This is a genomic window from Brevundimonas sp. UYEF29, assembly GCF_040546195.1.
In the GTDB taxonomy this organism is placed as follows: domain Bacteria; phylum Pseudomonadota; class Alphaproteobacteria; order Caulobacterales; family Caulobacteraceae; genus Brevundimonas; species Brevundimonas huaxiensis.
The window spans coordinates 242,138-267,122 of record NZ_JBEPNH010000004.1 but is presented as its reverse complement, the minus strand read 5'-3'; the positions used below and the strand labels follow the sequence as shown (position 1 = coordinate 267,122).

The window sequence follows — 24,985 nt, the reverse complement described above, 5'->3', positions numbered from 1 at the left end:
ATTCTACAATGTCTTAGGCTATGATCACGACGCCTTGACCTCTAGGCCGCTCACGATTAGTTTCCGCGCCGAATTCAGACCCGTCCGGACGCACCGTCTGGACGCCGAACGCACAGGTCCTATCCCCCATGTCGGAATCGCGCGAAGAGGCGATCAAACGCCTCCAAGACAGCGCATCCGCATTGGAGGCGCGGACCACGGCGGAGAAATCCGCCGAACTGACCGGCCATCAGGTGTCGGGTCAGGCCTACAAGATCATCGCCGAACTTCTCGGCGGCGTCTTCGTAGGGCTGGCGTTCGGAGCGATCGCAGACTGGGCCCTCGGGACCCGTCCGTGGGGTTTGATCGGCGGGGTCCTTCTGGGCTTCGCCTTGTCGATTTACATGGCGCGTCGCACAGCCAACCGGCTGATGGCGCAGGCCAAGGCGCAAGGGACGACGGCTCCGGCCGAGCCCTACGTCGAGGCCGACGAAGACGGGGAACGATAGGGCTTCATGGCCGATCCGATTCATCAGTTTGCGATTCAAAAGGTCGTCGACCTTGGCGACGTCACCCTGCCTGTGCTGGGGACGGTCGATCTGGCGATCACCAACTCGCACATCGCCATGACGGTCGCCTTCGTGCTGATCGTCGGCTTCCTGGCCGCCGTGACCGCGAACGCCCAGGTCGTGCCCGGCCGGCTCCAAGCCGCCGGCGAGGGCCTGTTCGGCCTGATCGACAATCTGGCCGATTCCATCATCGGTCACGAAGGCCGCAAGTATTTCCCGTTCATCTTCACCCTGTTCATCCTGATCCTGGGCATGAACATCCTGGGTCTGTTCCTGACCTTCACGGCGACCTCGCAGCTGGCGATCACCGCCACCTTCGCCCTGATCACCTTCGGTCTGGTGCTGGTCGTCGGCTTCGCCAAGAACGGTCTGGGCTTCTTCAAGCTGTTCTGGCCGATGGGCGCGCCGCTGGCGCTGCGCCCGGTGGTCGGCCTGATCGAGTTCGTGTCCTTCCTGCTTCGCCCGGTCACCCTGGCGCTGCGTCTGTTCGGCAACATGCTGGGCGGTCACGTCGCGCTGAAGATCTTCGCCGGCTTCGTCGTGTCGCTGGGCCTTCTGGGCCTGGGCGGCGGCATCGGTCTGCTGGCCTTCCCGGTCGCGGCCCTGTCGCTGGGCATGGTCGTCGCCCTGACCGCTCTGGAGTTCCTGGTGGCCTTCCTCCAGGCCTTCGTCTTCGCCGTTCTGGCCTGCATCTATCTGAACGATGTGGTCAACCTGGACCACGCCCACTAAAGGGCCGGACCAGTCTCTTCACCCCAACCACCAACGACTTTAATCTAGGAATACAATCATGGACGCTGAAGCCGCGAAGTACATCGGCGCTGGTCTCGCCACCCTGGGCATGATCGGTTCGGCCCTGGGCGTGGGCAACATCTTCGGCAACTTCCTTGCCGGCGCCCTGCGCAACCCGTCGGCCGCCGCCGGCCAAGTCGGCAACCTGTTCGTCGGCGCCGCTCTGGCCGAAGCCCTGGGCATCCTGGCCTTCGTGCTCGGCATCCTGATGATCTTCGGCTGATATCAGTCGATCACGGCGCGCGGGGTTCGCCCGCGCGCCGCTTCATCTGATCCTGCAGTAGACGGTTCATGGCCAGCACCCACACCATCGACGCGGTCCCGCCTTCGGTCGAAGCGGACCTGCACGCCGAGACGGCGACCCCCGCCGAGCACGGCTCGGGCGGCCTGCCGCAATTCCAGTTCGAACACTGGGCGGGCCAGATCGGCTATCTGCTGATCCTGTTCGTCATCCTGTATGTTCTGGTTTCCAAGGTCTTCGCGCCACGCCTTCGCAAGGTGATGGACGAACGGGCCGACACCATTTCCACCGCCGTCGCGACCGCGCGCCAGGTTCAGGCCGAAGCCGCCGAACAGGCCGCCCAGGCTCAGGCCGAAGTCGCCAAGGCTCGCGCTGACGCCCGCGCCACGGCCGCCGCCGCCAAGGCGCGCGTGACCGAAGAAGCGAACGCCCGTCAGGCCGCCGAAGAAGCCGTGGTCAACGCCCGCATCGCCGAGGCGGAAGCTTCGATCGGCAAGACCCGCGACGCCGCCATGGCCAATGTCTCCACCATCGCCTCCGACACGACCGCCGCCATGGTCGAACGTCTGACCGGCAAGGCCGCGACCGCCGCCGAGCTGGCCGCCGTCAAGGGAGCCGCCTGATGAACCTGATCTTCGAACACGGCATCTGGAGCTTCGCCAATGCGGAGATCTGGGTCGGCATCGGCCTGATCATCTTCTTCGGCATCCTGATCGCCGCCGGCGTGCCCAAGATGGCCGGCAAGGCGCTGGACGCCAAGGCCGTCAAGATCCAGGCCGATCTGGACGAAGCCGCGCGCCTGCGCGCCGAAGCCGAAGCCCTGCTGGCCCAGATCCGCAAGGAGAAGGCCGAGGCTGAAGCTCAAGCCGCCGAGATGATGGCTCAGGCCGAAGCCGACGCCCGTCGCTTGGAAGTCGAGACCAAGGCCAAGCTGGAAGAGACTCTGGCCCGTCGTCAGAAGATGGCCGAAACCCGCATCGCCCAAGCCGAAGCCCAGGCCTCGGCCGAGGTGAAGGCCGCCGCCGCCGATCTGGCCGCCAAGTCGGCGGAACAGGTTCTGGCCGCGCGCCTCGCCAGCGGCGCCAAGGATCCGCTGCTCGACAGCGCCATCGCCCAAATCGGCGATCGCCTGAACTGATCAGGGCTGATCCTGAATGAAACAAGGCCCCCGACGTCGCCGTCGGGGGCCTTTTTCTTTGGACATCAAGCCGTGATCAGTGGGCGTGGGCGCCGCCGATGATGGTCGCGCCCATCCGCTTGTCGCGCGCCACCAGACGGGCATAGACGTTGCCCAGCACGATGCCGAAGACCGCGTGGGTGATCAGCAGCCAAGCGAAGGTGCCGAAGCCTGCGCCGGCCGTGAAGGTGCGGTAGTTTCCGAACATCACGATGGCGGCCATCATCAGGATCCAGGCGCCGACGGCGAAGACGATGCCCTTGGTTTCGGGCGTGTCCGTCGGCAGGCGGGGACACAGGACGGCGAACAGCGGCCCCAGGATAAAGACGCCGCTGATGACATGGACGACCCAGCCAACGGCCATATTGCCGGGCATTCCAAGCATGCTGGCGATGACCCCCTGGAAGGGATCGAACCAGTTCAGGAACATATTGGGTATTTCGAGCAGTGAGACGGCCACGGTCGCCGCAACGCCGGCGATCAGACCTTTTTGTACGCGTGACATCATGACCTTAGCGCCTCCCAACGCCTAAGTGGTTCTCTGATAACGCGCAGACAGGATACGCCTGACTTGGAAGAGCGGTGTTCACGATCCTGTGGTTAGCGGTTGCAGCAACGCAACCGCGAAATCAGGCCGCGACTAGCGAAAAAGCTTGCGGAAATAGCGCCGAATGCCCTTGCGGCCGCGCGAGAGGCGACGGCTGGATCGTTTGGTCACGATCTTCTCGGCGCGGAGCGCCTGTTGCCAGAAGACCGGGGCGAACTCGGGTTTCTTTCGCATCAGGCGACGGAAGGGATAGACCCATTTCGGCCGCGCATATTGGGCGCGAATGAACTGGCGCTTGGCCCAGAACGAGCTTTTCAGGATCAACATCAGGCCGACGGCGATGACGGGAATGCCGCCCGGGCCGGGCAGGGGGGCGATCAGAATGCCCAGCAGCACGACGAACAGACCGCCGATCATCAGCGCCCAGCGTTTGACGACCCGCAGCGTCGAGGCGCGCGGCTTGTCTGAACGGACGAAGGGAACAGGGAGTGAGGTCACGACTACGCCAGATGGGGAGGAGGATCTCATGACAACGATCGCCACGGGCGCGCGATCCCTCGTCGGGAAAGGAAAAGGCGACCGTGACGACCTTGCCACAAGACCTCTTAACGCCCTGCGTCCATGGCGGATGAATGTCCGGCGGGTGAAGCTTTGGTCATGAAGAGACGATCTCTCCGCACCGTGGCGCGACGGACACGCTCCGCGCCGTCAGCCGTAGGTCACGCCCGTCAGACGCTCTGATTCCGTCCACAGACGCCCGGCCACATCGGCGTCCCTGGCCTGGCGCTTGATCACCGCAACGCCGGGCGGGCCCTTCATCTCCTGAAAGCCGGTGGGGCCGTAATAGCCGCCGGGCGTCGGGTCCGGCAGGGTCGCGGCCATCAGAATGGGCAGGGCGCCGTCCGCGGCCGAATGGCTGAGCACGGCCTCCAGCAGCCGGGCGCCGCGCGCGAACAGGCCGGGCTTGCCGGCATGGCCGTTGGCGATCAGGTCGGTGCGGGCGAAGCCGGGATGGGCCGCCACGCTGGTCAGGCCCCAGCCGTGGACGTCGCTGCGGCGTTGAAGCTCCAGGGCGAACATCAGCATGGCCAGCTTGGATTGCTGATAGACCGGCCACGGGCTGTAGTGGGTCTGATAGTTCAGGTCGTCCAGGCGGATATGGCCGCTGCGGTGGGCGACGCTGGACAGCTGGACCACGCGGGCCTTTGCCCCAATCAGCAACGGCAGCAGGCGGCCGACCAGGGCGAAGTGGGACAGGTAGTTGGTCCCGAACTGCATCTCGAACCCGTCGACGGTCGTCTGGCGCGTCGGCAGGGCCATGATCCCCGCATTGTCGATCAGGATGTCGATGGGGCGTCCCGTCGCCAGATGGCGCTCGGCGAAGGCCTGGACGGAGGCCAGGCTGGCGAGGTCCAGCAGATCGAACCGCACGGCGGCGTTCGGATGACGAGACCGGATCAGCCGTTCGGCCTCGGTCCCCTTGGCGGGATTGCGGGCCGCCAACACGACCTCCGCACCCTTGCCGGCCAGCACAATGGCGGTTTCCAGCCCCAGCCCGCCGGTCGCGCCGGTGACGATGGCCAGTCGGCCGGAAAGGTCGGGGATGTCGTTCGTCGTCCAGGTCATGCGGGGACTTTAGGACGAGCCGAAGGTCGGGCGCCTCTCATTCTTTCGTCATTCCGGGCGCAGCGCAGCGAAGACCCGGAACCCAGCGGCGCCGAAGGCGAAATCCATCCGCCGCACAAACCTGCCAACATCCCAGTCCGCGCAGATTCGCGCTCTCGCGCGCCGCTGGGTCCCCCGGTCTCGCTACGCTCGCCGGAGGATGACGAAAAAGAAGTGTCTCAAACTAAAACAGCGCCCGCCCCGGCGAGGAGACGAGCGCTGCTTGGCACGGTTAAACCTGTTGCGTCGCGTTATGCCGCCTTGTTGGAGCCCTCCGGTGCGGTCCAGCGCAGGACCGGCGAACGGGCGGCGCGGGTTTCGTCGAGGCGTTTCAGCGGCGCGTGGAAGGGCGCGCCCTTGAAGCGATCGACGTCGCCCGCTTTCGCCGCCTGGGCCAGCAGGCGCATCGCTTCGATGAAGCGGTCCAGCTCGGCCTTGGACTCGGTTTCCGTCGGCTCGATCAGCATGGCGCCGTGGACGACCAGCGGGAAATACATGGTCATCGGGTGGAAGCCCTCGTCGATCATCGCCTTGGCGAAGTCGAGCGTGGTGATGTCCGTGCCCTTCAGCCATTCGTCGTCGAACAGGGCCTCGTGCATGCAGGGGCCGTCGGGGAAGGCGGCCGACATCAAGTCACCGAGCCGGGCCTTGATGTAGTTGGCGTTCAGGACGGCGTCTTCCGCAACCTGACGCAGGCCGTCAGCGCCATGCGACATCATGTAGGACAGGGCGCGGGTGTACATGCCCATCTGACCCTGGAAGGCGCACAGACGGCCGAAGGCTTGCTCGGCCTCCTCCTCCTCGCGCTCGATCAGGCGATAGCCGCCTTCATCATGCACGACCCAGGGGGCCGGGGCGAAGGGGGCCAGGGCCTCGGACAGCACCACCGGACCCGCGCCCGGACCGCCGCCGCCATGGGGCGTCGAGAAGGTCTTGTGCAGGTTGATGTGCATCGCATCCACGCCCAGGTCGCCCGGACGAACCCGGCCGACGATGGCGTTGAAGTTGGCGCCGTCGCAATAGAAATAGGCGCCGGCCTCATGCGTCAGGCGGCTGATCTCCAGGATGTCCCGCTCGAACAGGCCGCAGGTGTTGGGGTTGGTCACCATAATGGCGGCGACGTCGTCGCCCAGCTTCGAAGCCAGGTCGGCGACGTCCACGCGGCCGTCCTCGGTCTGGGCCACTTCGACCACCGAATAACCGACGAAGGCGGCGGTGGCGGGGTTGGTGCCGTGGGCGCTGGTGGGCACCAGAACCTTGCGACGCTTCTCATGCTGGCCCGAGGCCTCGTGGGCGGCGCGGATCGCCATCAGACCGCACAGTTCGCCGTGGGCGCCGGCCTTGGGCGACAGGGCGACGGCGGGCATGCCGGTCAGGGTCTTCAGCCAGTGGGCCAGGGTGTCCATCAGCTCCAGCGCGCCCTGAACCGTCGAGATCGGCTGCAGCGGGTGGATGTCGGAGAAGCCGGGCAGGCGGGCCATCTTCTCGTTCAGGCGCGGGTTGTGCTTCATCGTGCACGAGCCCAGCGGATAGATGGCCAGGTCGATGGCGTGGTTCTTTTGGCTCAGGCGCACATAGTGGCGCATGGTTTCCGGCTCGGACAGGCCGGGCAGGCCGATCGGATCCTTGCGGACCAGGTCGCCCAGGTCGGAGCCGTCCGTCTTGGGTTCCGGCAGATCGACGCCGGTCTTGCCCCAGCCGTCGCCCTCGAAGATCAGGACTTCGTTCTGCAACAGGCCGCGGCCGCCGGTCAGGGTGGCGGGCTTGGTCTGGACTTGGTTCGGGGCGGTCGGGCGGCCGACGGTGTTCATGGTGCTCATGGTCAGTATCCCTTACGCGCCGAGGACTTTGGAGAGCGACTTGGCGAGGATCTGGATGTCGGCATCCAGGGTCGTCTCGGTCGCAGCGACCAGCAGGACATCGTCCATGCCGGCGCCGGGGGCCAGGCGGCTGTAGGGCACGCCGGCCAGGACGTGATGGGCGGCCAGCGTATCCACGACCTCGGCCGCGTTCCGGGGCAGGCGCACCGCGAACTCGTTGAAGAAGCGGTCGGTCAGGATTTCCACGCCCGGAATGGCGGCCAGGGCGTCGCGCGTGGCGACGGCCTTTTCGTGGTTGAGCAGGGCCAGCTTGCGTAGGCCCGTCTCGCCCAGCAGGCTCATGTGAATGGTGAAGGCCAGGGTGCACAGGCCCGAGTTGGTGCAGATGTTAGACGTCGCCTTGTCGCGGCGGATGTGCTGCTCCCGGGTCGACAGGGTCAGGACGAAGCCGCGCTCGCCGTCGGCGTCCACCGTCTCGCCGGTCAGACGGCCGGGCATCTGGCGGATCAGCTTCTCGCGCGTGGCGAACAGGCCGACGTAGGGACCGCCGAAGTTCAGGGCATTGCCGATCGACTGGCCTTCGGCCGCGACGATGTCGGCGCCCATTTCGCCGGGCGACTTCAGAAGGCCCATCGACACGGCTTCCGTCACCACGACGATCAGCAGGGCGCCGGCGGCGTGGGCGGCCTCGGCGATCTTGGTCACGTCGGTGGCCGTGCCGAAGACGTTGGGCGTCTGGACGACGACGCAGGCGGTGTCGGGACCGATCTGGTCGATCACGGCGGCCTCGGCGTCCACGGCGGTGGGCAGGGCCAGGGTCTCGACGCCGACGGCGTGAACCACGGTCTCGGTCGCCTTGATGTAGTGCGGGTGCACGCCGCCCGAGATCACCGCCTTGTTGCGGCGGGTTACGCGGGTCGCCATCAGCACGCCCTCGGCCATGGCGGTCGAACCGTCGTACAGGCTGGCGTTGGCGACCGGCATGCCTGTCAGGTTCGCGACCTGGGTCTGGAACTCGTACAGGTACTGCAGGGTCCCTTGCGCGATTTCAGGCTGGTAGGGGGTGTAGCTGGTCAGGAACTCCGAGCGCTGGATCACGTGATCGACCGTCGCCGGGACGTGGTGCTTGTAGGCGCCTGCGCCGCAGAAGAAGGGCACGGCGCCGGCCGTGGCGTTCTTGGCCGCCATGGCGGACAGGGCGCGCTCGACCTCCATCTCGCCGGCCACGCGGGGCAGATCCACGGGCCCGTCCAGACGGGCGGCCTGGGGCACGTCCGCGAACAGATCATCGATGGATTTCGCGCCGATGGCGGCGAGCATCGCCGTGCGGTCGTCGGGCGTCAGGGGGAGGTAACGCATTTTCTAATCCGCTCATCCCCGCGAAAGCGGGGAGCTAGTGCTTTGGGCGACCGATGTGGCCAGAGAAGTTTCCGCCCATCCCAGCACTGTTCTGGTGGAAGAACTGGGTCCCCGCTTTCGCGGGGATGAGCGGAACGGGAGATCAGAGAGTGGCGAGGAAGGCGTCGTAGGCGGACTGGTCCATCAGGGCGTCCAGTTGCGAGGCGTCCGAAACCTTGATCTTGGCGAACCAGCCGTCGGCCTCGGCGCCCGAGTTGACGGTTTCCGGGGCGGTCGACAGGGCGTCGTTGGCCTCGACCACTTCGCCCGAGACGGGGGCGTAGACGTCCGACGCCGCCTTGACGCTCTCGACCACGGCGAAGCTGTCGCCCTTGGAGACGGTCTTGCCGACCTCGGGCACTTCGACGAACACCACGTCGCCCAGGGCGTCGGCGGCGTGTTTGGAGATGCCGACGGTGGCGATGTCGCCGTCCAGGCTGACCCACTCGTGATCCTTGGTGAACTTCATGGTCTGATCTCTCAGGCTTTGGGTTTGCGGTAATAGCGTTGAGCCACGAAGGGCATGGCGACGACTTCGGCGGCGGCGATCTTGCCGCGCACGATGACTTTCAGCGCCGTGCCCAGGGCGGCATGGGCGGGAGGCACGTAGCCCATGGCGATGTTCTTGCCCAAGGTGGGGGAGGGGCCGCCCGAGGTGACCTTGCCAACCACATTACCGTCGGCGTCGGCGATCTCGGCGCCTTCACGGGCCGGGGCGCCTTCCTTGACGATCAGACCGACGCGAACGCGCGAGGGGCCGTCGGACAGTTCCTTCAGGATGCGGTCGGCGCCGGCGAAGTCCCCGCGTTCCTTACGCGACTTGGACAGGGCGAAGGTCAGGGCGCCTTCCACCGGCGATGTGGTCGGGTCGATGTCATGGCCGTGCAGCGGCAGACCGGCTTCCAGACGCAAGCTGTCGCGGGCGCCCAGGCCAATCGGCTTGACGCGGGCGTCTTCCAGGATCGTGTTCCAGATGCGCTCGGCCTGGTCCGCCGGGACCGAAATCTCATAGCCGTCTTCGCCGGTGTAGCCCGAGCGCGAGACGTAGCAGTCGGCGCCGAACAGCATCAGGCGGGCGCATTCCATGAAGCCCATTTCGGCCAGGATCGGCTCGTGCGCGGCCATGACCTCGGCGGCTTCCGGCCCCTGGATGGCGATCAGCGCGCGGTCCAGCACCGTCAGCTTGGCGTCGCCTTCGAGGTTCGCCTCCCAGAAGGCGAAGTCTTCGTCCTTGTTGCCGGCGTTGACGACAACGAAGAGGCCGTCGTGATCCGGCCGTCCGGCCATCAGGTCGTCGATGACGCCGCCTTCGCCGTTCAGCAGCAGCGAATACTTCTGCTTGCCGGCCTTCAGGATCGCATAGTCGCCGGGCACGAAACGCTCGAACTGGGCGATCGCGTCCTCGCCGGTGATCTTGCACTGGCCCATGTGGGAGACGTCGAACAGACCGGCGTGTTCCCGCGTCCAGCGGTGCTCGGCCAGAACGCCTTCATACTGGACCGGCATGTCATAGCCGCCGAAGCCCACCATGCGGGCGCCCAGCGCGCGGTGCGCGGCGTTCAGGGGCGTGGTCTTCAGGGTCTGTTCGGTCATGGTTCAGGCTTTCACGGTCGCGTGTTGTGGCGGAGCTCCGCCGTCCTCGCGCCCCCGCTGTCCTGAAGCCTGAGAGATTCCGGCGACCAAATCATGTCGCCTTGCTCCGTCGGCGCGCCCGAATGGGCGACTTTCCAGCGTCCGTATGCTTCGCGGTCCGTTTGCCTGAGCGTTTCCGGGGCGGTTGCGCCTTCGGCGTCGAACCCTGTTTCCAGCGCCCGATCTCTCCCGCGAGAGCCTGCGACCTAAGGCATCGACTCACGCGCCAAGTCAAGCGGGCGGGGAACAAGGATGCGTGCGGCGGGTTGTCGTTGCGGACCCAGAAACCAGACCCAGGAATGCGAAAATGTCCATCATAGACAAGCTGTTCGGCGACAACGACAAGCCGCGCGACACCCCCGCCAAGGCCGATGGCCCGATGCAGAAGGTGCTGGACGAACTGGCGTCCCTCGGCGGCAAGCCCATCGAGACCCTGTCGCCAGAAGAGGCCCGCCAGCAGCCGACCCCGACCGATGCGGTGAAATCGCTGTTGCGCAAGGACGGCAAGGACCCCAGCGACGACATGGGCGTCAAGACCAGCGACATCACCATTCCCGGCGCCGCCGGCCCGATCCAGGCGCGCATCTACAAGCCGCACGACCACTCCGAAGACAAGCTGCATCCGGTCGTCGTCTATTTCCACGGCGGCGGCTTCGTGATCGCCGATCTGGACGTCTATGACGGCGGCCCGCGCGGCGTGTCCAAGATGGCCGACGTGATCGTGGTGTCGGTCCATTATCGCCAGGCCCCGGAACACCATTTCCCCGCCGCCCACGACGACGCCCTGGCCGCTTATTCCTGGGTGCTGGAGAATGCGCAGACCTTCCGCGGCGACCCGCAGAAGGTGGCGGTCATGGGCGAAAGCGCAGGCGGCAACCTGGCCATCGGCGTGTCGATGATGGCGCGCGACGCCGGACTGCCGGCGCCCAAACATCAGGTGCTGGTCTATCCGGTCGCCGGCGTGGACATGGACAATGAGTCCTACGTCGAGAACGCCGACGCCAAGCCGCTGAACAAGCCGATGATGAAGTGGTTCGTGAAGCACATCTTCGCCAACGAGGCCGATGCGCAGGACCCGCGCATCAATATCGTCGAGAAGGCGAACCTGTCGGGCTTGCCCTCGACGACGGTGATCTGCGCCGAGATCGATCCGCTGCGCACCGAGGGCGAACTGCTCGCCGAAAAGCTGGAGCAGGCGGGCGTTGACGTGCGTCACAAGACCTTCAACGGCTCGACGCACGAGTTCTTCGGCATGGCCGCGGTCGTGCCCGATGCGGCGGCGGCCCAGACCTTCGCCGCCCACGAACTGAAGCGGGCGTTCGGTACGGCGATCCTGCCGATCTGATCGACAACGTCGAAGGATAAGGAAGCGCCCCGGTTTTCGCCGGGGCGTTTTCGTTGTCGCCTCGCCCTGCCGCCTTGCCCTGGGGCCTGTCCCCCGCCAAAACGGCGCAACGCCCAGAACCGGACCGACCGCATGACCCGCACACGCCTTGACGCCCATATCGCCGCCCTGGATGCGCCCGAGGGGCTGAAGACGGTTCTGACCGTGGTCGCCGCCACCTGCGCGGACATCAGCAAGGTCGTCGCGGGCGGCGCCCTGGCCGGGGCGCTGGGCGCGTCGGGCCAGATCAATGTGCAGGACGAGGAGCAGAAGAAGCTCGACGTCATGACCAACGACATGCTGACCGAGGCCCTGCTGGCCAGCCCGGCCGTCGCCGGCGTCGCGTCGGAAGAGATGGACGAGGTCCAGCCGGCCTCGAACCCCGCCGGCGACTATCTGGTGCTGTTCGACCCGCTGGACGGCTCGTCCAACATCGACATCAACGCCCCCGTCGGCACCATCGTCTCGGTGTTGAAGTCCGCGACTGCGACACCGACCGAGGCCGATTTCATGCAGCCCGGCCGCAATCAGGTCGCCGCCCTCTACGCCGTCTATGGGCCGCAGACCATGCTGGTGCTGACGACCGGCGCGGGCGTGAAGGGGTTCACCCTGTCGAACGACGGCGACTGGATACTGACCCACGACGACATCGCCATTTCGCCGGACACCAAGGAGTTCGCCATCAACATGTCGAACCTGCGCCACTGGGCCGAGCCGGTGCAGACCTATGTCGGCGACCTGCTGAAGGGCGACGAGGGGCCGCGAGCCAAGAACTTCAACATGCGCTGGGTCGCGGCCATGGTGGCGGATGTTCACCGCATCCTGATGCGCGGCGGGGTCTTCCTCTATCCCTGGGACCGGCGCGAGCCGAACAAGCCGGGCAAGCTGCGGCTGATGTACGAAGGCAATCCGATGGCCTTCCTGGTCGAACAGGCGGGCGGCAAGGCGACGACGGATGGTCGTCAGGCCATTCTGGACGTACAGCCCGAGCACCTGCACCAGCGCATCCCTGTCGCGCTCGGCTCGGCCAATGAGATCGACGTCTACGCAGGCGTGTGATGAGCGACGCCCTTCTCGTCATCGATCCGCAGAACGACTTCTGCGAAGGCGGCCGTCTGGCGGTCGCGGGCGGTGCGGGGATCATGCCGCTGATCAACCGGCTGTCGGCCCGGTTCAACCGGGTGATCGTGACCCAGGACTGGCATACGCCGGATCAGATCAGCTTCGCCTCCAACCACCGCGGCGCGGCCCCGTTCACCGAGATCGAGGTGGCCTACGGTCGCCAGATGCTGTGGCCGGATCATTGTCTTCAGGGCACGCCCGGCGCCGACTTCCATCCCGACGCAGCGCCGACGGTCGAGAAGGCTATGGCCGTGATCCGCAAGGGCTATAATCCGGCGGTCGACAGCTATTCCGGCTTCTTCGAAAACGATCACCGCAGCCCGACGGGACTGGCCGGCCTGTTGCGCGAATTGGGCGTGACGCGTGTCTTCCTGTGCGGTCTGGCCTTCGACTACTGCGTCCGCTTCACCGCCGAGGACGCGGTTCGCGAAGGGTTCGAAGCCGTGGTGATCGCCGACGCCAGCCGGGCCATCGCGCCGCAAACCGAGGCGGCGGCCCGGGACAGTTTCCGGGCCTTGGGCGTGGCGGAGATCGCGGCGGCGTCCCTGCTGAGCTAGGTGGGCCTCACTCCCAGAAATCCTCGGCCTCGGGGATGCGGGTGAAGGCGATCTTGGCGCCGATATAGTCGGGCAGGCCGGCCTTGGGGCCGATGCTGACGGTGTCCTTGCCGTAGCGGCGGTTCAGCGCATCCAGCGCCTGGGACAGGCGAAGAGACGGGGCGTCGCCGTCCTGATCCGGACCGGCGGCGAACAGGTCCGTCTCGAAAGCGTCGCGGGATTTCAGGCCGTGCACCCCGACCCCGACATAGCTCAGGCGTCCCGCCTCCAGCTCCGGCTCGACCTTGCGCCACAGACTCTCGAGCGCGGCCAGAAGGGCGAAGGTATCCTGCGTCGGCGCGATGGGGCAACTCATCGCCGCCGTTTCCCAGCCGCGGCGACCGCTTCGAGGCGTCGCTTTCGGCCCCATGTCCAGATGCAGGGTCAGGCTGGCGCCGGTCAGGCCCAGGCGCCGCAGACGCGCTCCGCACTTGACCACCAGCCGCCGCGCCACGGCCCGCGCCTTGTCCGGGGTCCGCATGGCCTGGGCCAGGACGTGGCTATGGCTGATGGAGGCGGGCGGTTTTTCCGGCGTCGGCTCGCTGTCCAGACCGTGCAGGCCGCGCCAGATGCGTTCGCCCTCGATGCTGTTCCAGACCGCCCGGGCCTGTTTCGCGCTCATGTTCCAAAGGCCGGCCGTGTCGGTGACGCCCGCCGCTTGCAACCGGATCTGCATGCGCGAGCCGATGCCTGGATATTTCGACAGCGGCAGGTCCAGCAGGGGGCCGGGCAGCTCGTTGGCGCGCAGCACCGTCAACCCGGCGGGCTTCTGCATGCCGCAGGCGGTCTTGGCCAGGAAACGCGACGGCGCCAGCCCGACGGACGACCGCAGACAGTCGCCGACGTTTTGCAGGATGCCCGCCTGAATGCGTCGGGCCAGGGCGACGGCGTTCGCCTCCAGCCGTTCCGGACCCAGCAGTTCGCACGAGCATTCGTCGATCGAACCGACCTTCCACACCGGAACATGGCGGTCGATCTCGGCCATGATCTGCTGATGGATTTTGACGTAAAGGTCGGGGCGCGCCTCGGCGACGATCAAGTCGGGGCACAGTTTGCGCGCCTCGGACACCCGCATCCCGGTATGAACGCCCCAGGCCTTGCTCTCATAGCTGGCGGCGATAGCGCCGGTGTATTCGCTCTCCGCCGGCCGAACGATGACCGGCTTGCCCCGCCAGTCCGGATTCATCTGCTGTTCGACGCTGGCGAAGAAGGCGTTCAGATCAACGAACAGCCAGCGTAGGTTCGCGCTGTCTTCCACCGGTGATCCTGTCCGCTCCATCGGCGGAACATATCAGGAACACGAAGTGAGCTAAAGGGCGTCGATCACCAGATAACCAGGCTTACGAAGAATGCAGCGAGGAGGGCGGCGGCCAGAACAAAAGCCACCCGCGCGACTTTGACGCAACGCGTTATGAAGCGGCTCTTATAGTGACGGTGTGCGTCGGAAAAGATCGTCCTGAACGACGGCCCTATGCCGAAGTAAAAGACATTTTTCGAGAAGTCGTAGAAATCCGGGGTCTTCCGGGGAACGAGCCCGTTTCGCCTTCTGTGGTCGGCCGCGAAATGCGCGCCCATGCTGCTGACCATGCCTGTCGCCAAGCTGAACCAGCCAGCGATGGCCAGAACGGCTTGAGCGGTATTCATCGCTTCGCGTAGGCATCAACCTCAGCCAGGTAGGCCGCCTTCTCCGGCTCGCCCAGGAACGACCCCTCGAAGCTGTTCTTCGCCAGTTGCGTCACCTGATCGCGTGTGAGGCCGACGGCCTCGGCCAGCCGGCTGTAGTTGTCGTTCACATAGCCGCCGAAATAGGACGGGTCGTCCGAGTTCAGGGTGACGTGCAGGCCCCGGCGCAGCATCTCGGGGACGGGATGGTCCTTGAGGTCATCGACCACGCAGAGTTTCAGGTTCGACAGGGGGCAGACGGTCAGGGTCATCTGCTCGGCGGCCAGCCGCTGCACCAGCGCCTCGTCCTCCATCGAGCGATTGCCGTGGTCCATCCGGTCGATATTCAGAAGGTCCAGCGCTTCGTGGACATAGGCGGGCGGGCCTTCCTCGCCCGCGTGGGCGCACAGTTTCAGGCCCAGCTCACGCGCGGCGGCGAAGACGCGCTGGAACTTGGACGGCGGATGACCGACCTCCGACGAATCCAGACCCACCCCGATGAAATGATGCAGATAGGGTTTGGCGGCCTCCAGCGTCGCAAACGCCTCGTCCTCGGTCAGGTGGCGCAGGAAGCTGAGGATCAGGCCGCTGTTCACGCCCAACTCCGCCTTGGCCCGGTCCATGCCCGCGATCAGCCCATCGACCACCACGCCGAACGGCACGCCCCGGTCGGTGTGGGTCTGAGGATCGAAGAAGATTTCGGCGTGGCGCACATTGTCCGCCGCCGCGCGCTGGAAATAGGCGAAGGCCAGATCCTCGAAATCCTGCCGCGTCAGCAGGACGGCGGCCCCCGCGTAATAGATGTCCAGAAAGTCCTGCAGGTTCGAAAAGTCATAGGCCGCCCGCACCGCCTCGACGCTGTCGTAGGGAATGGACACGCCGTTGCGCTGCGCCAGTTCGAACATCAGCTCGGGCTCTAGCGAGCCCTCGATATGCAGGTGCAGTTCAGCCTTGGGCAGGCCGGCGATATAGGCGTCGAGATTAGACATGAGGAGCGGCTCCGTAACGGCCGCCAGCCTAAAGGATCAGGTTCGAGGCGTCATCCGAAACGGCGATCCTCCCCCGCATGGTGGGGGAGGGGGTCCATGCGCATCATGGTGGAGGGGCGAAAACAGGCTCGGTTCTGACCGGCGGGCGGCGGGGCGTATCCGCCCCCTCCACCGCTTCGCGGTCCCCCTCCCCCGTGAACGGGGGAGGATCGAGACCTGCTTACATCCGCTCAGGCGTGTCGATGCCCAACAAGCTCAACGCGATTTCAAGCTGGCGCAGAGCCGCGGCAGACAGGGCCAGACGCGAGCGTTTGGTCGCTTCGTCCGGCGCGATCAGCACGGGGCAGGCGGCGTAGAACTTCGAGAAGGACTGCGCCACGCGATAGGCGTGTTCGGCGACCAGATGCGGCATCCGCTTGTCGTAGGCGTCCGACACGGCCGTCGAGAAGGCGTCAAGCGTCAGGGCCAGATCGCGCTCCGCCGGTTCGGCGATGACGATGGCGCCGGGCGTCAGTCCCTGTTCGGCGCCCTTGCGCAGCAGGGATTTGATGCGGACCGACTGATACAGAAGATACGGCCCGGTCTTGCCTTCGAAGCTCATGAAGCGGTCGAGATCGAAGACGTAGCTGGTCGTGCGCGCGTTCGACAGGTCGGCGAACTTCAGGGCCGCTATGGCCACCTTGTGCGCGATGGCCTCGAACTCTTCCGGCGAAAGGTCGTCGCCCAGCTTGGCCTCGTGAAGACGCTCGCGCGCCTTTTCGGTCGCCTGATCGATCAGGTCGCGTAGCTTCAACACCCCCCCCGCGCGGGTCTTGAAGGGTTTGCCGTCCTGTCCGTTCATCGTGCCGAAGCCGAGATGCTCCAGAGCGCCCTCTGCGGCGTAACCGGCCAGATAGGCGGCGCGGAAGACCTGTTCGAAATGCTCGGCCTGGCGTTCGTCGACGACATAGAGGGCGAGATCGGGCGACAGGGCCTTCTTGCGGTCCAGGATCGTGGCCAGGTCGGTCGTGCCGTACATGGCCGAGCCTTCCGAGCTGATGACCAGCAGGGGCGGGGGGGACGGGGCCTCGATCACCGAGCCGTCGGCCAGCTTCTTCTTGCGCGTCTCGCCGGGCTTGGCGACGTGGACCACCTGGGCGCCGTCGTCCTCGACCAGCAGGCCGGTCTCTTTCAGATGCGCCAGCATTTCCGGCATCTGCGGATCGGCGTCGCTTTCGCCGTTCCACAGGTCGAAATCGACCGACAGGTCGCCGTATTCGCGCTTCAGCGCCTCGCGGCTGACCGCCACGAAATGCTGCCAGAGCGCGCGGTAGCCGGGACGGCCGTTCTGAAGTTCCGCCGTCGCCTTGCGGGCGCGGTCGCGGAAGGCCGGATCCTCCTTGGCCTTGCCGGCGGCCTGCGGATACAGGCGGTCCAGGTCAGCCAGGGTGACCGGGCTTTCGGCCGGGAAGGGGCCGTCGCCTTCGGCCATGAAAGCCGCGGCCAGGCCCTCGTCGCCGCTGGCGACGATCAGCAGGCCCATCTGGAAGCCCCAGTCGCCAAAGTGGGCGTCGCCGGTGACGTGGTCGCCGCGGAAGCGGAACAACCGCTTCAGGCTCTCGCCGATGATGGCGCTGCGCAAATGGCCGACGTGCATCGGCTTGGCGACGTTGGGACCGCCGTAGTCGATGACTACCTGGCGCGGTTCGGCCACGGTCGCGGCGCCCGCGTGGGCGGCGTCGTTCGCCACCTCGGTCGCGCGTTCGGCCAGCAGCGCGTCGGAGAGCTTCAGATTGATGAAGCCCGGTCCCGCGACCTCCACCGAGGCGAAGCGGGCATCCGCGCTCAGGCGCTCGGCGATCCTGCCGGCCAGATCGCGTGGATTGGCTTTCAGCGCCTTGGCGGCGGCGAGCGCGCCATTGGACTGGAAATCGGCCAGGTCGGGGCGGTCCGACGGGGTGACGCGGGCCAGGGCCGGCTCCACGCCTTCGGCGGCGAAGGCGGCGGCGACCGCTTCGCTGAGGACGGTCTTCAGATCAGACATTATTGGCTCGGTGCGGAGGCAGGCGAGGGCGCGGCGGGCGTCGTGCCGGCGTTGACGCGGAAGCGGCTGCCCGAGCGGTTGAACTCGGCCATTTCCGGCGTCACGTCGAAACCGACCAGGATTTCGAAGTTGCTGCCGCTAGTGTCGATGCCGGCGCGCGGAATGACGATGGTGCGCTTTTCAGTGACCGAGGCGGTGCGCTGGCCTTCGAAGTTCACCGGCAGGTCGAAATATTCCTTCGACAGGATGGCGTTGTTCCGCTCGGTCACCGCGATCCAGTAGCGGTAGGTGCGCTGCTCGCCCGTCGCCTGCGGGCCCCGGCCCAGGTTGAACAGCACGTCCATGTCGACGCGAATCGGATCGGCTTCACGATATTCGCAATCCGAAGAGATGCCTTCGATCTCGCCGGTGTAGCCGACATTGGCCACGGCGGCACGGCCGCCTTCCAGTTCGACGTAGCGGGCGGCGTCGTAAAGGATCTTCACATAGGGGCACGGGCCGGCGTTGGCGCGGCGACGCAGTGGCGCGATGCGCGGTGCACGCGACGGCGCGGCGTCTTCACCCGAGGCCTGCTGCTGTTGCCCGCTACGCTCGCGTTGGCGTTGGGAGGTCTGGGCCTCGGCGGCGACGGGCAGGACGGAGGCCGCGATGGAGAGGGCGGCCAGGGCGGTGAACACGCGACGCATCAGCTTATTTTCCGACAGCGAGAGAGGGCGCACGACGATCGGCGGCCGATCATCAACGCTCGCCGCTGATAGCGGCTAAAGCGAGGCGCGGCAAACGCTTGCTGCCCTCGGCGCTCCCCTCAACGCTCCATGACCAGGCATGTCGAGGTTGCAGTCGCGTAGAGCTTGCCGTCCAGGCCGCGCAGATCGGCCTCCGAGAAGGCCGCGCGGCGACCGGCCTGAACGATCCGGCCCTCGGCCCGAACGGGCGTGCCGGCGGTCAGCGCCTTGTGAAAAACCGTCTTCAGTTCCAGCGTCGTATAGGTCTGGCCCGGCCGAAGCGTGGAATGGACGACGCAGCCGCAGGCCGAGTCGAGCACCGTCGCGATCCAACCGCCATGGACCGTGCCCAGCGGATTATAGACGGCGGTGGTGGGGATGGCCTCGAACACCACCCGGCCTTCCTCGACCTCGGTCAGTTCGAAGCCGACGGTGCGGGCGATGGGCGCGATGAAGCCGCCCGTCATACCCAGACGCAGTTGGTCGATCCCGGACAGGACGGCGATATCGACGGTTTCGGTCATGCAAACGGCTCCTGATCAGGTCCGTTTACAATAAGGACGGACGCCGCCGTGGCAAGCGCCCGTCTTGGCGGTCCTTACAGGCCCGGCAGTTTGAAGCCGTTGCTGCGACGCGGCTGGATCGTGATGGCCTGCTGGCCGCCGGTCAGAGCCTGAAGGCGGGCGGCCTCGGTCGAGGCGTCGATGGTCTTCTGGCCTTCGGCGGTCTGGCGAACCGTCGGGGCCTGGGTCGAGGCGTCGTCCTTGCGCCAGAACATCAGGCGGTTGGCGAAGCTTTCGTCCTTGTGCGCCAGATCGCCGAACTCGTCATCGACGACATAGCGGGCCAGCGGGTCGGCCTGATCGCCGCCGGCCTGGGCCACCAGGACCTGTTCGCCCGGCGTGCGGGTGACGGCCTGACGCTGACCCAGAAGGATCTGACGCGCGGCGCTTTCGGGGGCCAGTTCCTGTGGGCGCGGCTGGCCCGGCGCGGGCGGACGCAGGCCGTATTCCGGCGGAACGCTGAGCGGAGCGGTCGAGACGGTGACGAACTCGTCCGGCACCACCTTGGTCAGGCCGATGCCCTGTTTGATGCTGCCGCAGGCCGAGACGGCGAGCGCGGAGGAGGCGACGAGGGTCAGGACGGCGACACTGCGGATACGCATGGTTTCAGGCTCTGGTCGGCTGATGCAGGAAGCGCCGCGATGGCGCAGTCGGCATAGTGAAGACGGGGTGATTACGACTTTTCGACGGCCGCGCCAACCTTGGCGGGTTTGTCAGACACCAGACTGTCGATGATCAGCAGCACGACGCCGATGGTGATGGCGCTGTCGGCGATGTTGAACACCCAGGGAAACACGCCGGTGCCCGAGAAGTCGATGAAATCGACCACATAGCCGAAGCGGATCCGATCGATCACATTGCCCAGCGCCCCGCCCATGACGAAACCGATGGCGGTGATCAGCAGGCGCCGGTTCGACTGCGTCGCCCACCAGGCCAGGCCGACCGAGACGACGATGGAGAAGATGGCCAGGCCCCAGCGCGCTTCGCCGCCGCCGAACAGGCCGAAGCTGACGCCGGTGTTTTCGACCCAGCTGAAGTTGAGGATCGGCGGGAAGACGGGGATGCGGCCGACTTCCTGCAGCGACAGGCCGCTGATGATCCAGGCCTTGGTCAGCTGATCCAGGACGATGATCAGGAGGGCGAACACATAGGCGGTGACGGCGAGGCGCGTGATCTTCATGCGGCGCCGTTAGCAGGAAGCGGCGCCGGGGCGAAGCGGAAAACGCGGATCATAAGCCGCCGCCGTCAGAACAGGCTGCCCTGATCGGCGGCGGACGGCTTCGGCTTGGCCGCCGGACGCGGCGGGGACGGACGAGGTTCGCCGCCGTCGATCGTCGCGGGCTGAACGCCGTCGCCGAACACCAGTCTGACCGCCTGACCCGCCTCCAGCGCCTTGGCCGAGGTGATCCAGGCGCCGTCCGAATCTTCCACGCGGGCGAAGCCGGGCTTGGGCCGTCCGGGGTCCAGGGTCGTCAGGGCGCGCGACAGCGCCGCCAGGCGATCGGCGTCCCGCTCCAGCCGACGGGGCATGACCCCGTCCAGTCGCGCGCCGACGGCTTCAAGCCGGGCCTGACGCTGGTCCAGCCGCCGATGCAGCGGTTCGGGCGACAGCCGCCCGGAGACCTGCAACAACCGCCGTTCGCCGCGCGCCACGCCGGCCTGAAGCGCCGCGCCCAACCGATCGCCCGCGCCGCGCAGCCGGTCCTGCCCCCGCTCGATCCGAGTGCGCAGCAGGGCCGGACTCAGCTTGCCGCCGGTCACCGCCAGATGTCGCTCGTGCAGGGCGACGTTGCGTTGCAGGCCTGATCCCAGCCGGCTCGACACATGGTCTAGCCGTTGCTGCGCTAGGGCCAGCAGGTCCTCGGGCCGCGCCGGCAGACCGCGCGCCACCGCCCGCAGGCGCGTGCGTCGATCCTCGATCAGCCGCCCGCCCGCCTGAACCATGCGCCGGTCCATGTCCGCGACGGCGTAGCGCAGGTCCGCCAGCACCGGCGTCGCCATTTCGGCCGCGCCCGTCGGGGTCGGCGCCCGGCGATCCGAGACGAAGTCGATCAGGGTGGTGTCGGTCTCGTGCCCCACGGCCGAGATGATCGGAATGCGCGCCGCCGCCACGGTCCGCGCCAGGCCTTCGTCGTTGAAGCACCACAGGTCTTCGACCGACCCGCCGCCGCGCGCGACGATCAGCAGATCCGGGCGGGGGATCGGCCCGTTGGGCGTCATCGCATCAAAGCCGCGGATGGCGTTCGACACCTGACCGCAGGCCGAATCGCCCTGAACGACCACAGGCCAGACGATGACGCGGCAGGGCCAGCGTTCCGCGATCCGGTGCAGCACGTCGCGGATCACCGCCCCGGTCGGGCTGGTGATTACGCCGATGGTCGCGGGAAAAGCGGGCAGGGGCTTCTTGCGACCCGGCTCGAACAGACCTTCCTCACGCAGCCGGACCTTCAGCCGCTCCAACTGGGCCAGCAGGGCGCCGGCGCCGGCCGCCTCCATGCTCTCGATCACGATCTGATAGGACGACCGCGCCGGATAGGAGGTGATCTTGCCGGTGACGATGACTTCCAGCCCCGCCTCGGGCTGAACGCCAAGGCCGCGCACCGACCCCTTCCAAATCACGCCGTCGATAGCCGATTTGTCGTCCTTCAGCGTTAGATAGACGTGGCCCGAGGCGTGGCGGTTGACCTTGGAGACCTCGCCGCGCAGCCGCACATGGCCAAAACGGTCTTCCAGCGTGCGCTTCAGCGCGAACGACAGCTCCGAGATCGACAGGGGCGGATTGTTGTCGCGAGGGGCTGGGACCTCGGCCGGGCCTTCGAATACGTAGGAGTCGTCGCTCATGGGGCCCACCCTAGCCTGCGTCGATCCGTCCGGGAACGCTGCGCGCGCCCTGTCGTTCGACTTTCATGCCCGCCGACCCGCCCGGAACCGATCCTTCTGACCGCGATCCGCACGAGCGCGATCTGTCGCGCCGCGCCGGGGGCGGCGGCGCCATGAGCCCGTGGCTGATCATCGGCTGCATCATTCTGCTGGGGCTAGGCGTCTATGTCGTCTCGGCCCTGCTCTAACGCCCAAGGAGGCCGTATGAACCGCATCGTCCCGCTCGCCGCCATTCTTTGCCTGACCGGCGGCGTCGTCGCCTGCTCAGATCGCGACGACGATGTGGTCCAGGCCCCTGCGCCGGGCGCAGCGCCCGTGGCCTTGCCGGACCAGCAGGCCGACGCCGCAGCCTCGAACGCCGCCTTGGCGTTCAACATGACGCGCGATCAACTGGAAGACGCGGACCTGTATTCGCGCGCCAACGTCGATCTGGGCGACGTGGAAACCCTGGTGCTGGACGCCTCGGGCGCCCTGACCCATCTGGTCGTCGAACTGGAGGGACCCGGCGACATGAAGGTGCTGGTTCCAGTCGCGGATGTGTCTCCGATCAACCGCAACGGCGACCGGGATCTTGTCACCGATCTGACGCCCGGTCAGCTTCAGGCCCTGCCGGCCTGGACTCCGCCGGCGCGCTGATAGGACGCTGAATGTGGCGTTAAGTCTGACGGGCGCTTGACCGGCCGGCGCCGGCCGGTCATTGCCCGATCTCATGAACATTCTTCTCGTCGGATCGGGCGGCCGCGAACACGCCCTGGCCTGGAAGATCGCCCAGTCGCCGCTGGTCACGCGCCTGGTGGCGGCGCCAGGCAACCCCGGCATCGAGAAACTGTGCGAGCTGCGCGCCGTCAAGGCGGACGACGCCGACGGCTTGGCCGCCCTGGCCAGAGAGATCAAGGCCGACCTGGTCGTCGTGGGGCCCGAGGTGGCGCTGGCCGCTGGTCTTGCCGACCGTCTGGCTTCAGCCGGCATTCCGTGCTTCGGGCCGACCGCCAAGGCGGCGCAGCTGGAAACGTCGAAGGCCTTTTCCAAGGGCTTTCTCGAGCGCCACGAAATCCCAACCGCCGGCTACGGCGTCTACGACACGGTCAAGGACGCCAAGGCGGCGCTGGACGTGTTCCGGCCGCCCTACGTCATCAAGGCCGACGGCCTGGCCGCCGGCAAGGGCGTGGCCATCAGCCCCGATCGCCCGGACGCTGAGGCCGAGATCGAGCGGATGCTGGGCGGCCGGTTCGGCGCGGCCGGCGCTCGCGTCGTGATCGAGGAGTTCATGGACGGCGAGGAAGGCTCGCTGTTCGCCCTGTGCGACGGTCAACGCGCCCTGTTGTTCGGCGGCGCCCAGGACCACAAGCGCGCCTTCGACGGCGACCTTGGCCCCAACACCGGCGGCATGGGCGCCTATTCGCCCGCGCCCGTCTTCACGCCCGAGCTGGTGCAGCAGGCCGACGCGCTGATCGTCCAGCCGACGATCCGCAAGATGGCCGAAGAGGGCGCGCCCTATCGCGGCGTCCTCTACGCCGGCCTGATGGCGACCGAGGACGGCCCCAAGGTGGTCGAGTTCAACGCCCGCTTCGGCGATCCGGAATGCCAGGTGCTGATGATGCGGATGGCGGGCGACATCGTCCCCTATCTGCTGGGCTGCGCGCGCGGCGACGTCTCGGGCCTGGCTTCGCCCGCCTTCAAGCCGCAGACGGTGATCTGCGTGGTCATGGCGGCCAAGGGCTATCCCGACAGCCCGCTAGAAGGCTCGATCATCCGCGGCGCCGACCAGGACTTCGGCCCCCACGTCCAGGTCTTCCACGCCGGGACCAAGCGCCGCGACGACGGCTTGCTGGCCGCCTCGGGCGGGCGCGTCCTGAACGTCTGCGCCGAAGGCGACGACATCGCCCAGGCCCGCGAACGCGCCTATACCGCCATCAGGAAGATCGACTGGCCTGGCGGCTTCAACCGCTCCGACATCGGCTGGCGGGCGCTGGACCGGGGCTGACCGTATCGGCGGGATGTGGTAGGGTTCGATCCATGGCACATCCGGCGCCCCACGATGACGACGAAGAGCCCGGCATCTTCGACATCCCCGATGACGCGGCGGACGAGGCGGCTATGGCTCGCGCGGAAGAGGATTTCGCCGCCGGGCGTACAATCAGCCATGACGCCATGAAGCGATGGCTTCTTTCTTGGGGCACAGATAACCCGCTGCCTCCGCCGAAATGCGGCGAATAGTCTGGTCCGATGAGGCCAGAGAAAATCTTCAGGCCATTCAGTCGTACGTCGCAGAGTTCAATCTCAGCGCCTCACGTCGATTGGCGTTGAGACTTGTCGATCTGACTGAAAGTCTCGCCGTTCTCACGGATCGCGGGCGGCTCATTCGTCCCAATGTCCGGGAACTCACGAACGTCTCACCTTACATCGTCCGCTATGTCGTGTTGCCCGACGAGGTTCGGATCATGTGGATTCGGCATTCCGCCCGACGGCCCGAGCGCTAAGCTCTACGCCGCTGCGAACAGCAGTCGGCCCTCGCCCATGCGTTCGCGCAAAGCCGGCAGATCGGTGTGGGCGACCGAGAAACAGCCATAGCTGCGACCCAGCTTGCCTTCGCGCGCCAGGAAGTCGGGGTCGGCATAGTCGGCGCCGTGGACGATGATGGCCCGCTCGCGCGCCTTGTCGTTGGAATATTCCAGCCCGTCCAAAAGGACGTTCGGCCCCTGCTGCGCGCCCCAGTTGGCGCCCGCCGTCGCATAGGCGCCGATCGAGGACATGTTGGAATCCGGCGTGTTTGAAAAGCGCTGGGCATAGCCGGTGTGGCTGGGGTCCGATCCTCGGCCGTGGCAGGTGCGCAGCACCTTCACTTCACCCGCGATCAGGTCGACTTCATACAGCCGCTCCTCGCCCGAGAATTTCTGGAAGTCGACCAGATACATCCGGTCACGCAGAGGCAGGCGGTGATGGTGGGTGTCCAGCGCGGTCATGGCGCGCTCCATCAGGTCCTTGCGAACGTGACCACGGGGGTCCAGCGGCGGCGGCGTCAGGGCGGAGGTCTGAACCGTGGGCAGACCGACCTGCGGCATGGCGATCGGAGTTCCGTTCTGAGCCGTCGTCAGCGGCGCCGTAGCGCTCGCGCTGGCGCATCCCGCCAGCATGGCCGATCCGCCCAGAATAAGTCCTCGTCTCGATAGCCGCATGCGACGCCCTCGTTGCGGTTGGTCTTGAGGCGTGTTTGTTTCAGT

The 24,985-nt window shown here is 66.8% G+C and carries 30 protein-coding genes and 2 riboswitches; of the genes, 13 read left to right on the top strand and 17 right to left on the bottom strand.

Features of this window, described 5'->3' with window-relative positions; all coding sequences use genetic code 11:
• Positions 1-128 precede the first annotated feature (128 nt).
• The 5 genes from ABIB58_RS09265 to ABIB58_RS09245 all read left to right on the top strand — a co-directional run bounded on the left by ABIB58_RS09265 (position 129) and on the right by ABIB58_RS09245 (position 2,719).
• Positions 129-488, top strand: a complete 360-nt coding sequence (locus tag ABIB58_RS09265; RefSeq protein WP_017505296.1) for an AtpZ/AtpI family protein — start codon at positions 129-131, stop codon at positions 486-488.
• Positions 489-494: 6 nt separating this feature from the next.
• Positions 495-1,280, top strand: a complete 786-nt coding sequence (locus ABIB58_RS09260; RefSeq protein ID WP_017505297.1) for a F0F1 ATP synthase subunit A — start codon at positions 495-497, stop codon at positions 1,278-1,280.
• 58 nt (positions 1,281-1,338) lie between these two features.
• Positions 1,339-1,563, top strand: a complete 225-nt coding sequence (locus ABIB58_RS09255; RefSeq protein ID WP_017505298.1) for a F0F1 ATP synthase subunit C — start codon at positions 1,339-1,341, stop codon at positions 1,561-1,563.
• A gap of 68 nt (positions 1,564-1,631) precedes the next feature.
• Positions 1,632-2,204 (top strand): F0F1 ATP synthase subunit B family protein, encoded by a 573-nt coding sequence (locus tag ABIB58_RS09250; protein ID WP_017505299.1) that lies wholly within the window; start codon positions 1,632-1,634, stop codon positions 2,202-2,204.
• Positions 2,204-2,719, top strand: a complete 516-nt coding sequence (locus tag ABIB58_RS09245; protein ID WP_017505300.1) for a F0F1 ATP synthase subunit B — start codon at positions 2,204-2,206, stop codon at positions 2,717-2,719. The genes ABIB58_RS09250 and ABIB58_RS09245 overlap by 1 nt, the downstream gene beginning before the upstream one ends.
• 76 nt (positions 2,720-2,795) lie before the next feature.
• Here ABIB58_RS09245 and ABIB58_RS09240 read toward each other — a convergent pair whose 3' ends face one another.
• From ABIB58_RS09240 to gcvT, 7 genes are all read right to left on the bottom strand, one after another.
• Complete coding sequence (locus ABIB58_RS09240) at positions 2,796-3,266, bottom strand: DUF6789 family protein (RefSeq protein WP_039245438.1); 471 nt, start codon at positions 3,264-3,266, stop codon at positions 2,796-2,798.
• A 132-nt stretch (positions 3,267-3,398) separates the two neighbouring features.
• Positions 3,399-3,803: a hypothetical protein gene (locus ABIB58_RS09235; RefSeq protein ID WP_354040474.1), complete on the bottom strand. Its 405-nt coding sequence runs from the start codon at positions 3,801-3,803 to the stop codon at positions 3,399-3,401.
• 210 nt (positions 3,804-4,013) lie between these two features.
• Positions 4,014-4,931 (bottom strand): SDR family oxidoreductase, encoded by a 918-nt coding sequence (locus ABIB58_RS09230; protein WP_354040472.1) that lies wholly within the window; start codon positions 4,929-4,931, stop codon positions 4,014-4,016.
• A gap of 290 nt (positions 4,932-5,221) precedes the next feature.
• Positions 5,222-6,790: an aminomethyl-transferring glycine dehydrogenase subunit GcvPB gene (gene gcvPB, locus ABIB58_RS09225; RefSeq protein ID WP_502909739.1), complete on the bottom strand. Its 1,569-nt coding sequence runs from the start codon at positions 6,788-6,790 to the stop codon at positions 5,222-5,224.
• A gap of 12 nt (positions 6,791-6,802) precedes the next feature.
• Positions 6,803-8,149, bottom strand: coding sequence for an aminomethyl-transferring glycine dehydrogenase subunit GcvPA (gene gcvPA, locus ABIB58_RS09220; protein ID WP_354040470.1), 1,347 nt, complete (start codon positions 8,147-8,149; stop codon positions 6,803-6,805).
• Between the two features lie 142 nt (positions 8,150-8,291).
• Entirely contained in the window at positions 8,292-8,657 is a 366-nt protein-coding gene (gene gcvH, locus ABIB58_RS09215) for a glycine cleavage system protein GcvH (protein WP_185223822.1), read from the bottom strand.
• Positions 8,658-8,668: 11 nt separating this feature from the next.
• Positions 8,669-9,781 carry a glycine cleavage system aminomethyltransferase GcvT gene (gene gcvT, locus ABIB58_RS09210; protein ID WP_354040467.1) on the bottom strand — a complete coding sequence of 371 codons (1,113 nt, stop codon included), beginning with the start codon at positions 9,779-9,781 and terminating at the stop codon, positions 8,669-8,671.
• Positions 9,782-9,836: 55 nt separating this feature from the next.
• A riboswitch (glycine riboswitch) is annotated at positions 9,837-9,921 on the bottom strand.
• 3 nt (positions 9,922-9,924) lie between these two features.
• Positions 9,925-10,022: riboswitch (glycine riboswitch) on the bottom strand.
• 105 nt (positions 10,023-10,127) lie between these two features.
• On the opposite strand from gcvT, the gene ABIB58_RS09205 reads away from it, so the two are divergent.
• The 3 genes from ABIB58_RS09205 to pncA all read left to right on the top strand — a co-directional run bounded on the left by ABIB58_RS09205 (position 10,128) and on the right by pncA (position 12,883).
• Positions 10,128-11,165 carry an alpha/beta hydrolase gene (locus ABIB58_RS09205; RefSeq protein WP_354040465.1) on the top strand — a complete coding sequence of 346 codons (1,038 nt, stop codon included), beginning with the start codon at positions 10,128-10,130 and terminating at the stop codon, positions 11,163-11,165.
• Between the two features lie 132 nt (positions 11,166-11,297).
• Positions 11,298-12,263 (top strand): class 1 fructose-bisphosphatase, encoded by a 966-nt coding sequence (locus tag ABIB58_RS09200; protein ID WP_354040463.1) that lies wholly within the window; start codon positions 11,298-11,300, stop codon positions 12,261-12,263.
• On the top strand, positions 12,263-12,883 hold the full coding sequence (gene pncA / locus ABIB58_RS09195; protein WP_354040461.1) for a bifunctional nicotinamidase/pyrazinamidase: 621 nt from the start codon (positions 12,263-12,265) through the stop codon (positions 12,881-12,883). Before ABIB58_RS09200 ends, pncA begins: the two co-directional genes overlap by 1 nt.
• Before the next feature lie 7 nt (positions 12,884-12,890).
• Here the strand turns inward: pncA and ABIB58_RS09190 are convergent, their stop codons facing one another.
• The 9 genes from ABIB58_RS09190 to xseA all read right to left on the bottom strand — a co-directional run bounded on the left by ABIB58_RS09190 (position 12,891) and on the right by xseA (position 21,725).
• A complete protein-coding gene (locus ABIB58_RS09190; RefSeq protein WP_354040459.1) occupies positions 12,891-14,180 on the bottom strand; it encodes a Y-family DNA polymerase in 1,290 nt (429 codons plus the stop codon).
• Between the two features lie 65 nt (positions 14,181-14,245).
• Positions 14,246-14,566, bottom strand: coding sequence for a hypothetical protein (locus tag ABIB58_RS09185; protein ID WP_055804053.1), 321 nt, complete (start codon positions 14,564-14,566; stop codon positions 14,246-14,248).
• Positions 14,563-15,573 carry an adenosine deaminase gene (locus ABIB58_RS09180; protein ID WP_055804057.1) on the bottom strand — a complete coding sequence of 337 codons (1,011 nt, stop codon included), beginning with the start codon at positions 15,571-15,573 and terminating at the stop codon, positions 14,563-14,565. Before ABIB58_RS09180 ends, ABIB58_RS09185 begins: the two co-directional genes overlap by 4 nt.
• A 220-nt stretch (positions 15,574-15,793) precedes the next feature.
• Positions 15,794-17,596, bottom strand: coding sequence for an arginine--tRNA ligase (argS, locus tag ABIB58_RS09175; RefSeq protein ID WP_354040456.1), 1,803 nt, complete (start codon positions 17,594-17,596; stop codon positions 15,794-15,796).
• Positions 17,596-18,282, bottom strand: coding sequence for a Tat pathway signal sequence domain protein (locus tag ABIB58_RS09170; protein ID WP_313007914.1), 687 nt, complete (start codon positions 18,280-18,282; stop codon positions 17,596-17,598). The genes argS and ABIB58_RS09170 overlap by 1 nt, the downstream gene beginning before the upstream one ends.
• A 119-nt stretch (positions 18,283-18,401) precedes the next feature.
• Positions 18,402-18,845 carry a PaaI family thioesterase gene (locus tag ABIB58_RS09165; protein ID WP_091748104.1) on the bottom strand — a complete coding sequence of 148 codons (444 nt, stop codon included), beginning with the start codon at positions 18,843-18,845 and terminating at the stop codon, positions 18,402-18,404.
• 74 nt (positions 18,846-18,919) lie between these two features.
• Positions 18,920-19,486, bottom strand: a complete 567-nt coding sequence (locus tag ABIB58_RS09160) for a DUF3035 domain-containing protein (protein WP_045810327.1) — start codon at positions 19,484-19,486, stop codon at positions 18,920-18,922.
• A 71-nt stretch (positions 19,487-19,557) separates the two neighbouring features.
• Positions 19,558-20,064: a signal peptidase II gene (gene lspA / locus ABIB58_RS09155; protein ID WP_045810326.1), complete on the bottom strand. Its 507-nt coding sequence runs from the start codon at positions 20,062-20,064 to the stop codon at positions 19,558-19,560.
• A 65-nt stretch (positions 20,065-20,129) separates the two neighbouring features.
• Positions 20,130-21,725 carry an exodeoxyribonuclease VII large subunit gene (gene xseA / locus ABIB58_RS09150; protein WP_354040452.1) on the bottom strand — a complete coding sequence of 532 codons (1,596 nt, stop codon included), beginning with the start codon at positions 21,723-21,725 and terminating at the stop codon, positions 20,130-20,132.
• 65 nt (positions 21,726-21,790) lie between these two features.
• On the opposite strand from xseA, the gene ABIB58_RS09145 reads away from it, so the two are divergent.
• The 5 genes from ABIB58_RS09145 (at position 21,791) to ABIB58_RS09125 (ending at position 24,244) form a co-directional block, all read left to right on the top strand.
• Positions 21,791-21,952, top strand: a complete 162-nt coding sequence (locus ABIB58_RS09145) for a hypothetical protein (RefSeq protein WP_167334148.1) — start codon at positions 21,791-21,793, stop codon at positions 21,950-21,952.
• Positions 21,953-21,968: 16 nt separating this feature from the next.
• Positions 21,969-22,400, top strand: a complete 432-nt coding sequence (locus ABIB58_RS09140) for a PRC-barrel domain-containing protein (RefSeq protein ID WP_052689496.1) — start codon at positions 21,969-21,971, stop codon at positions 22,398-22,400.
• 73 nt (positions 22,401-22,473) lie between these two features.
• Entirely contained in the window at positions 22,474-23,748 is a 1,275-nt protein-coding gene (gene purD / locus ABIB58_RS09135; protein WP_354040449.1) for a phosphoribosylamine--glycine ligase, read from the top strand.
• A 32-nt stretch (positions 23,749-23,780) separates the two neighbouring features.
• Positions 23,781-23,981, top strand: a complete 201-nt coding sequence (locus tag ABIB58_RS09130; protein ID WP_354040447.1) for a CopG family transcriptional regulator — start codon at positions 23,781-23,783, stop codon at positions 23,979-23,981.
• The gene (locus ABIB58_RS09125; RefSeq protein ID WP_295245454.1) at positions 23,969-24,244 is read left to right on the top strand and encodes a type II toxin-antitoxin system RelE/ParE family toxin; all 276 of its coding nucleotides are present in this window, start codon (positions 23,969-23,971) and stop codon (positions 24,242-24,244) included. Before ABIB58_RS09130 ends, ABIB58_RS09125 begins: the two co-directional genes overlap by 13 nt.
• 3 nt (positions 24,245-24,247) lie before the next feature.
• Here ABIB58_RS09125 and ABIB58_RS09120 read toward each other — a convergent pair whose 3' ends face one another.
• On the bottom strand, positions 24,248-24,940 hold the full coding sequence (locus ABIB58_RS09120; protein WP_039245408.1) for a murein L,D-transpeptidase catalytic domain family protein: 693 nt from the start codon (positions 24,938-24,940) through the stop codon (positions 24,248-24,250).
• Between the last annotated feature and the right edge of the window lie 45 nt (positions 24,941-24,985).

Coding starts and splice junctions, on each gene's coding strand:
- ABIB58_RS09265 (WP_017505296.1), top strand. CDS start 129: ATGTCGGAATCGCGCGAAGAGGCGATCAAACGCCTCCAAGACAGCGCA.
- ABIB58_RS09260 (WP_017505297.1), top strand. CDS start 495: ATGGCCGATCCGATTCATCAGTTTGCGATTCAAAAGGTCGTCGACCTT.
- ABIB58_RS09255 (WP_017505298.1), top strand. CDS start 1,339: ATGGACGCTGAAGCCGCGAAGTACATCGGCGCTGGTCTCGCCACCCTG.
- ABIB58_RS09250 (WP_017505299.1), top strand. CDS start 1,632: ATGGCCAGCACCCACACCATCGACGCGGTCCCGCCTTCGGTCGAAGCG.
- ABIB58_RS09245 (WP_017505300.1), top strand. CDS start 2,204: ATGAACCTGATCTTCGAACACGGCATCTGGAGCTTCGCCAATGCGGAG.
- ABIB58_RS09240 (WP_039245438.1), bottom strand. CDS start 3,266: ATGATGTCACGCGTACAAAAAGGTCTGATCGCCGGCGTTGCGGCGACC.
- ABIB58_RS09230 (WP_354040472.1), bottom strand. CDS start 4,931: ATGACCTGGACGACGAACGACATCCCCGACCTTTCCGGCCGACTGGCC.
- gcvPB (WP_502909739.1), bottom strand. CDS start 6,790: ATGAGCACCATGAACACCGTCGGCCGCCCGACCGCCCCGAACCAAGTC.
- gcvPA (WP_354040470.1), bottom strand. CDS start 8,149: ATGCGTTACCTCCCCCTGACGCCCGACGACCGCACGGCGATGCTCGCC.
- gcvH (WP_185223822.1), bottom strand. CDS start 8,657: ATGAAGTTCACCAAGGATCACGAGTGGGTCAGCCTGGACGGCGACATC.
- gcvT (WP_354040467.1), bottom strand. CDS start 9,781: ATGACCGAACAGACCCTGAAGACCACGCCCCTGAACGCCGCGCACCGC.
- ABIB58_RS09205 (WP_354040465.1), top strand. CDS start 10,128: ATGTCCATCATAGACAAGCTGTTCGGCGACAACGACAAGCCGCGCGAC.
- ABIB58_RS09200 (WP_354040463.1), top strand. CDS start 11,298: ATGACCCGCACACGCCTTGACGCCCATATCGCCGCCCTGGATGCGCCC.
- pncA (WP_354040461.1), top strand. CDS start 12,263: ATGAGCGACGCCCTTCTCGTCATCGATCCGCAGAACGACTTCTGCGAA.
- ABIB58_RS09185 (WP_055804053.1), bottom strand. CDS start 14,566: ATGAATACCGCTCAAGCCGTTCTGGCCATCGCTGGCTGGTTCAGCTTG.
- ABIB58_RS09180 (WP_055804057.1), bottom strand. CDS start 15,573: ATGTCTAATCTCGACGCCTATATCGCCGGCCTGCCCAAGGCTGAACTG.
- argS (WP_354040456.1), bottom strand. CDS start 17,596: ATGTCTGATCTGAAGACCGTCCTCAGCGAAGCGGTCGCCGCCGCCTTC.
- ABIB58_RS09170 (WP_313007914.1), bottom strand. CDS start 18,282: ATGCGTCGCGTGTTCACCGCCCTGGCCGCCCTCTCCATCGCGGCCTCC.
- ABIB58_RS09165 (WP_091748104.1), bottom strand. CDS start 18,845: ATGACCGAAACCGTCGATATCGCCGTCCTGTCCGGGATCGACCAACTG.
- ABIB58_RS09160 (WP_045810327.1), bottom strand. CDS start 19,486: ATGCGTATCCGCAGTGTCGCCGTCCTGACCCTCGTCGCCTCCTCCGCG.
- lspA (WP_045810326.1), bottom strand. CDS start 20,064: ATGAAGATCACGCGCCTCGCCGTCACCGCCTATGTGTTCGCCCTCCTG.
- xseA (WP_354040452.1), bottom strand. CDS start 21,725: ATGAGCGACGACTCCTACGTATTCGAAGGCCCGGCCGAGGTCCCAGCC.
- ABIB58_RS09145 (WP_167334148.1), top strand. CDS start 21,791: ATGCCCGCCGACCCGCCCGGAACCGATCCTTCTGACCGCGATCCGCAC.
- ABIB58_RS09140 (WP_052689496.1), top strand. CDS start 21,969: ATGAACCGCATCGTCCCGCTCGCCGCCATTCTTTGCCTGACCGGCGGC.
- purD (WP_354040449.1), top strand. CDS start 22,474: ATGAACATTCTTCTCGTCGGATCGGGCGGCCGCGAACACGCCCTGGCC.
- ABIB58_RS09130 (WP_354040447.1), top strand. CDS start 23,781: ATGGCACATCCGGCGCCCCACGATGACGACGAAGAGCCCGGCATCTTC.
- ABIB58_RS09125 (WP_295245454.1), top strand. CDS start 23,969: ATGCGGCGAATAGTCTGGTCCGATGAGGCCAGAGAAAATCTTCAGGCC.
- ABIB58_RS09120 (WP_039245408.1), bottom strand. CDS start 24,940: ATGCGGCTATCGAGACGAGGACTTATTCTGGGCGGATCGGCCATGCTG.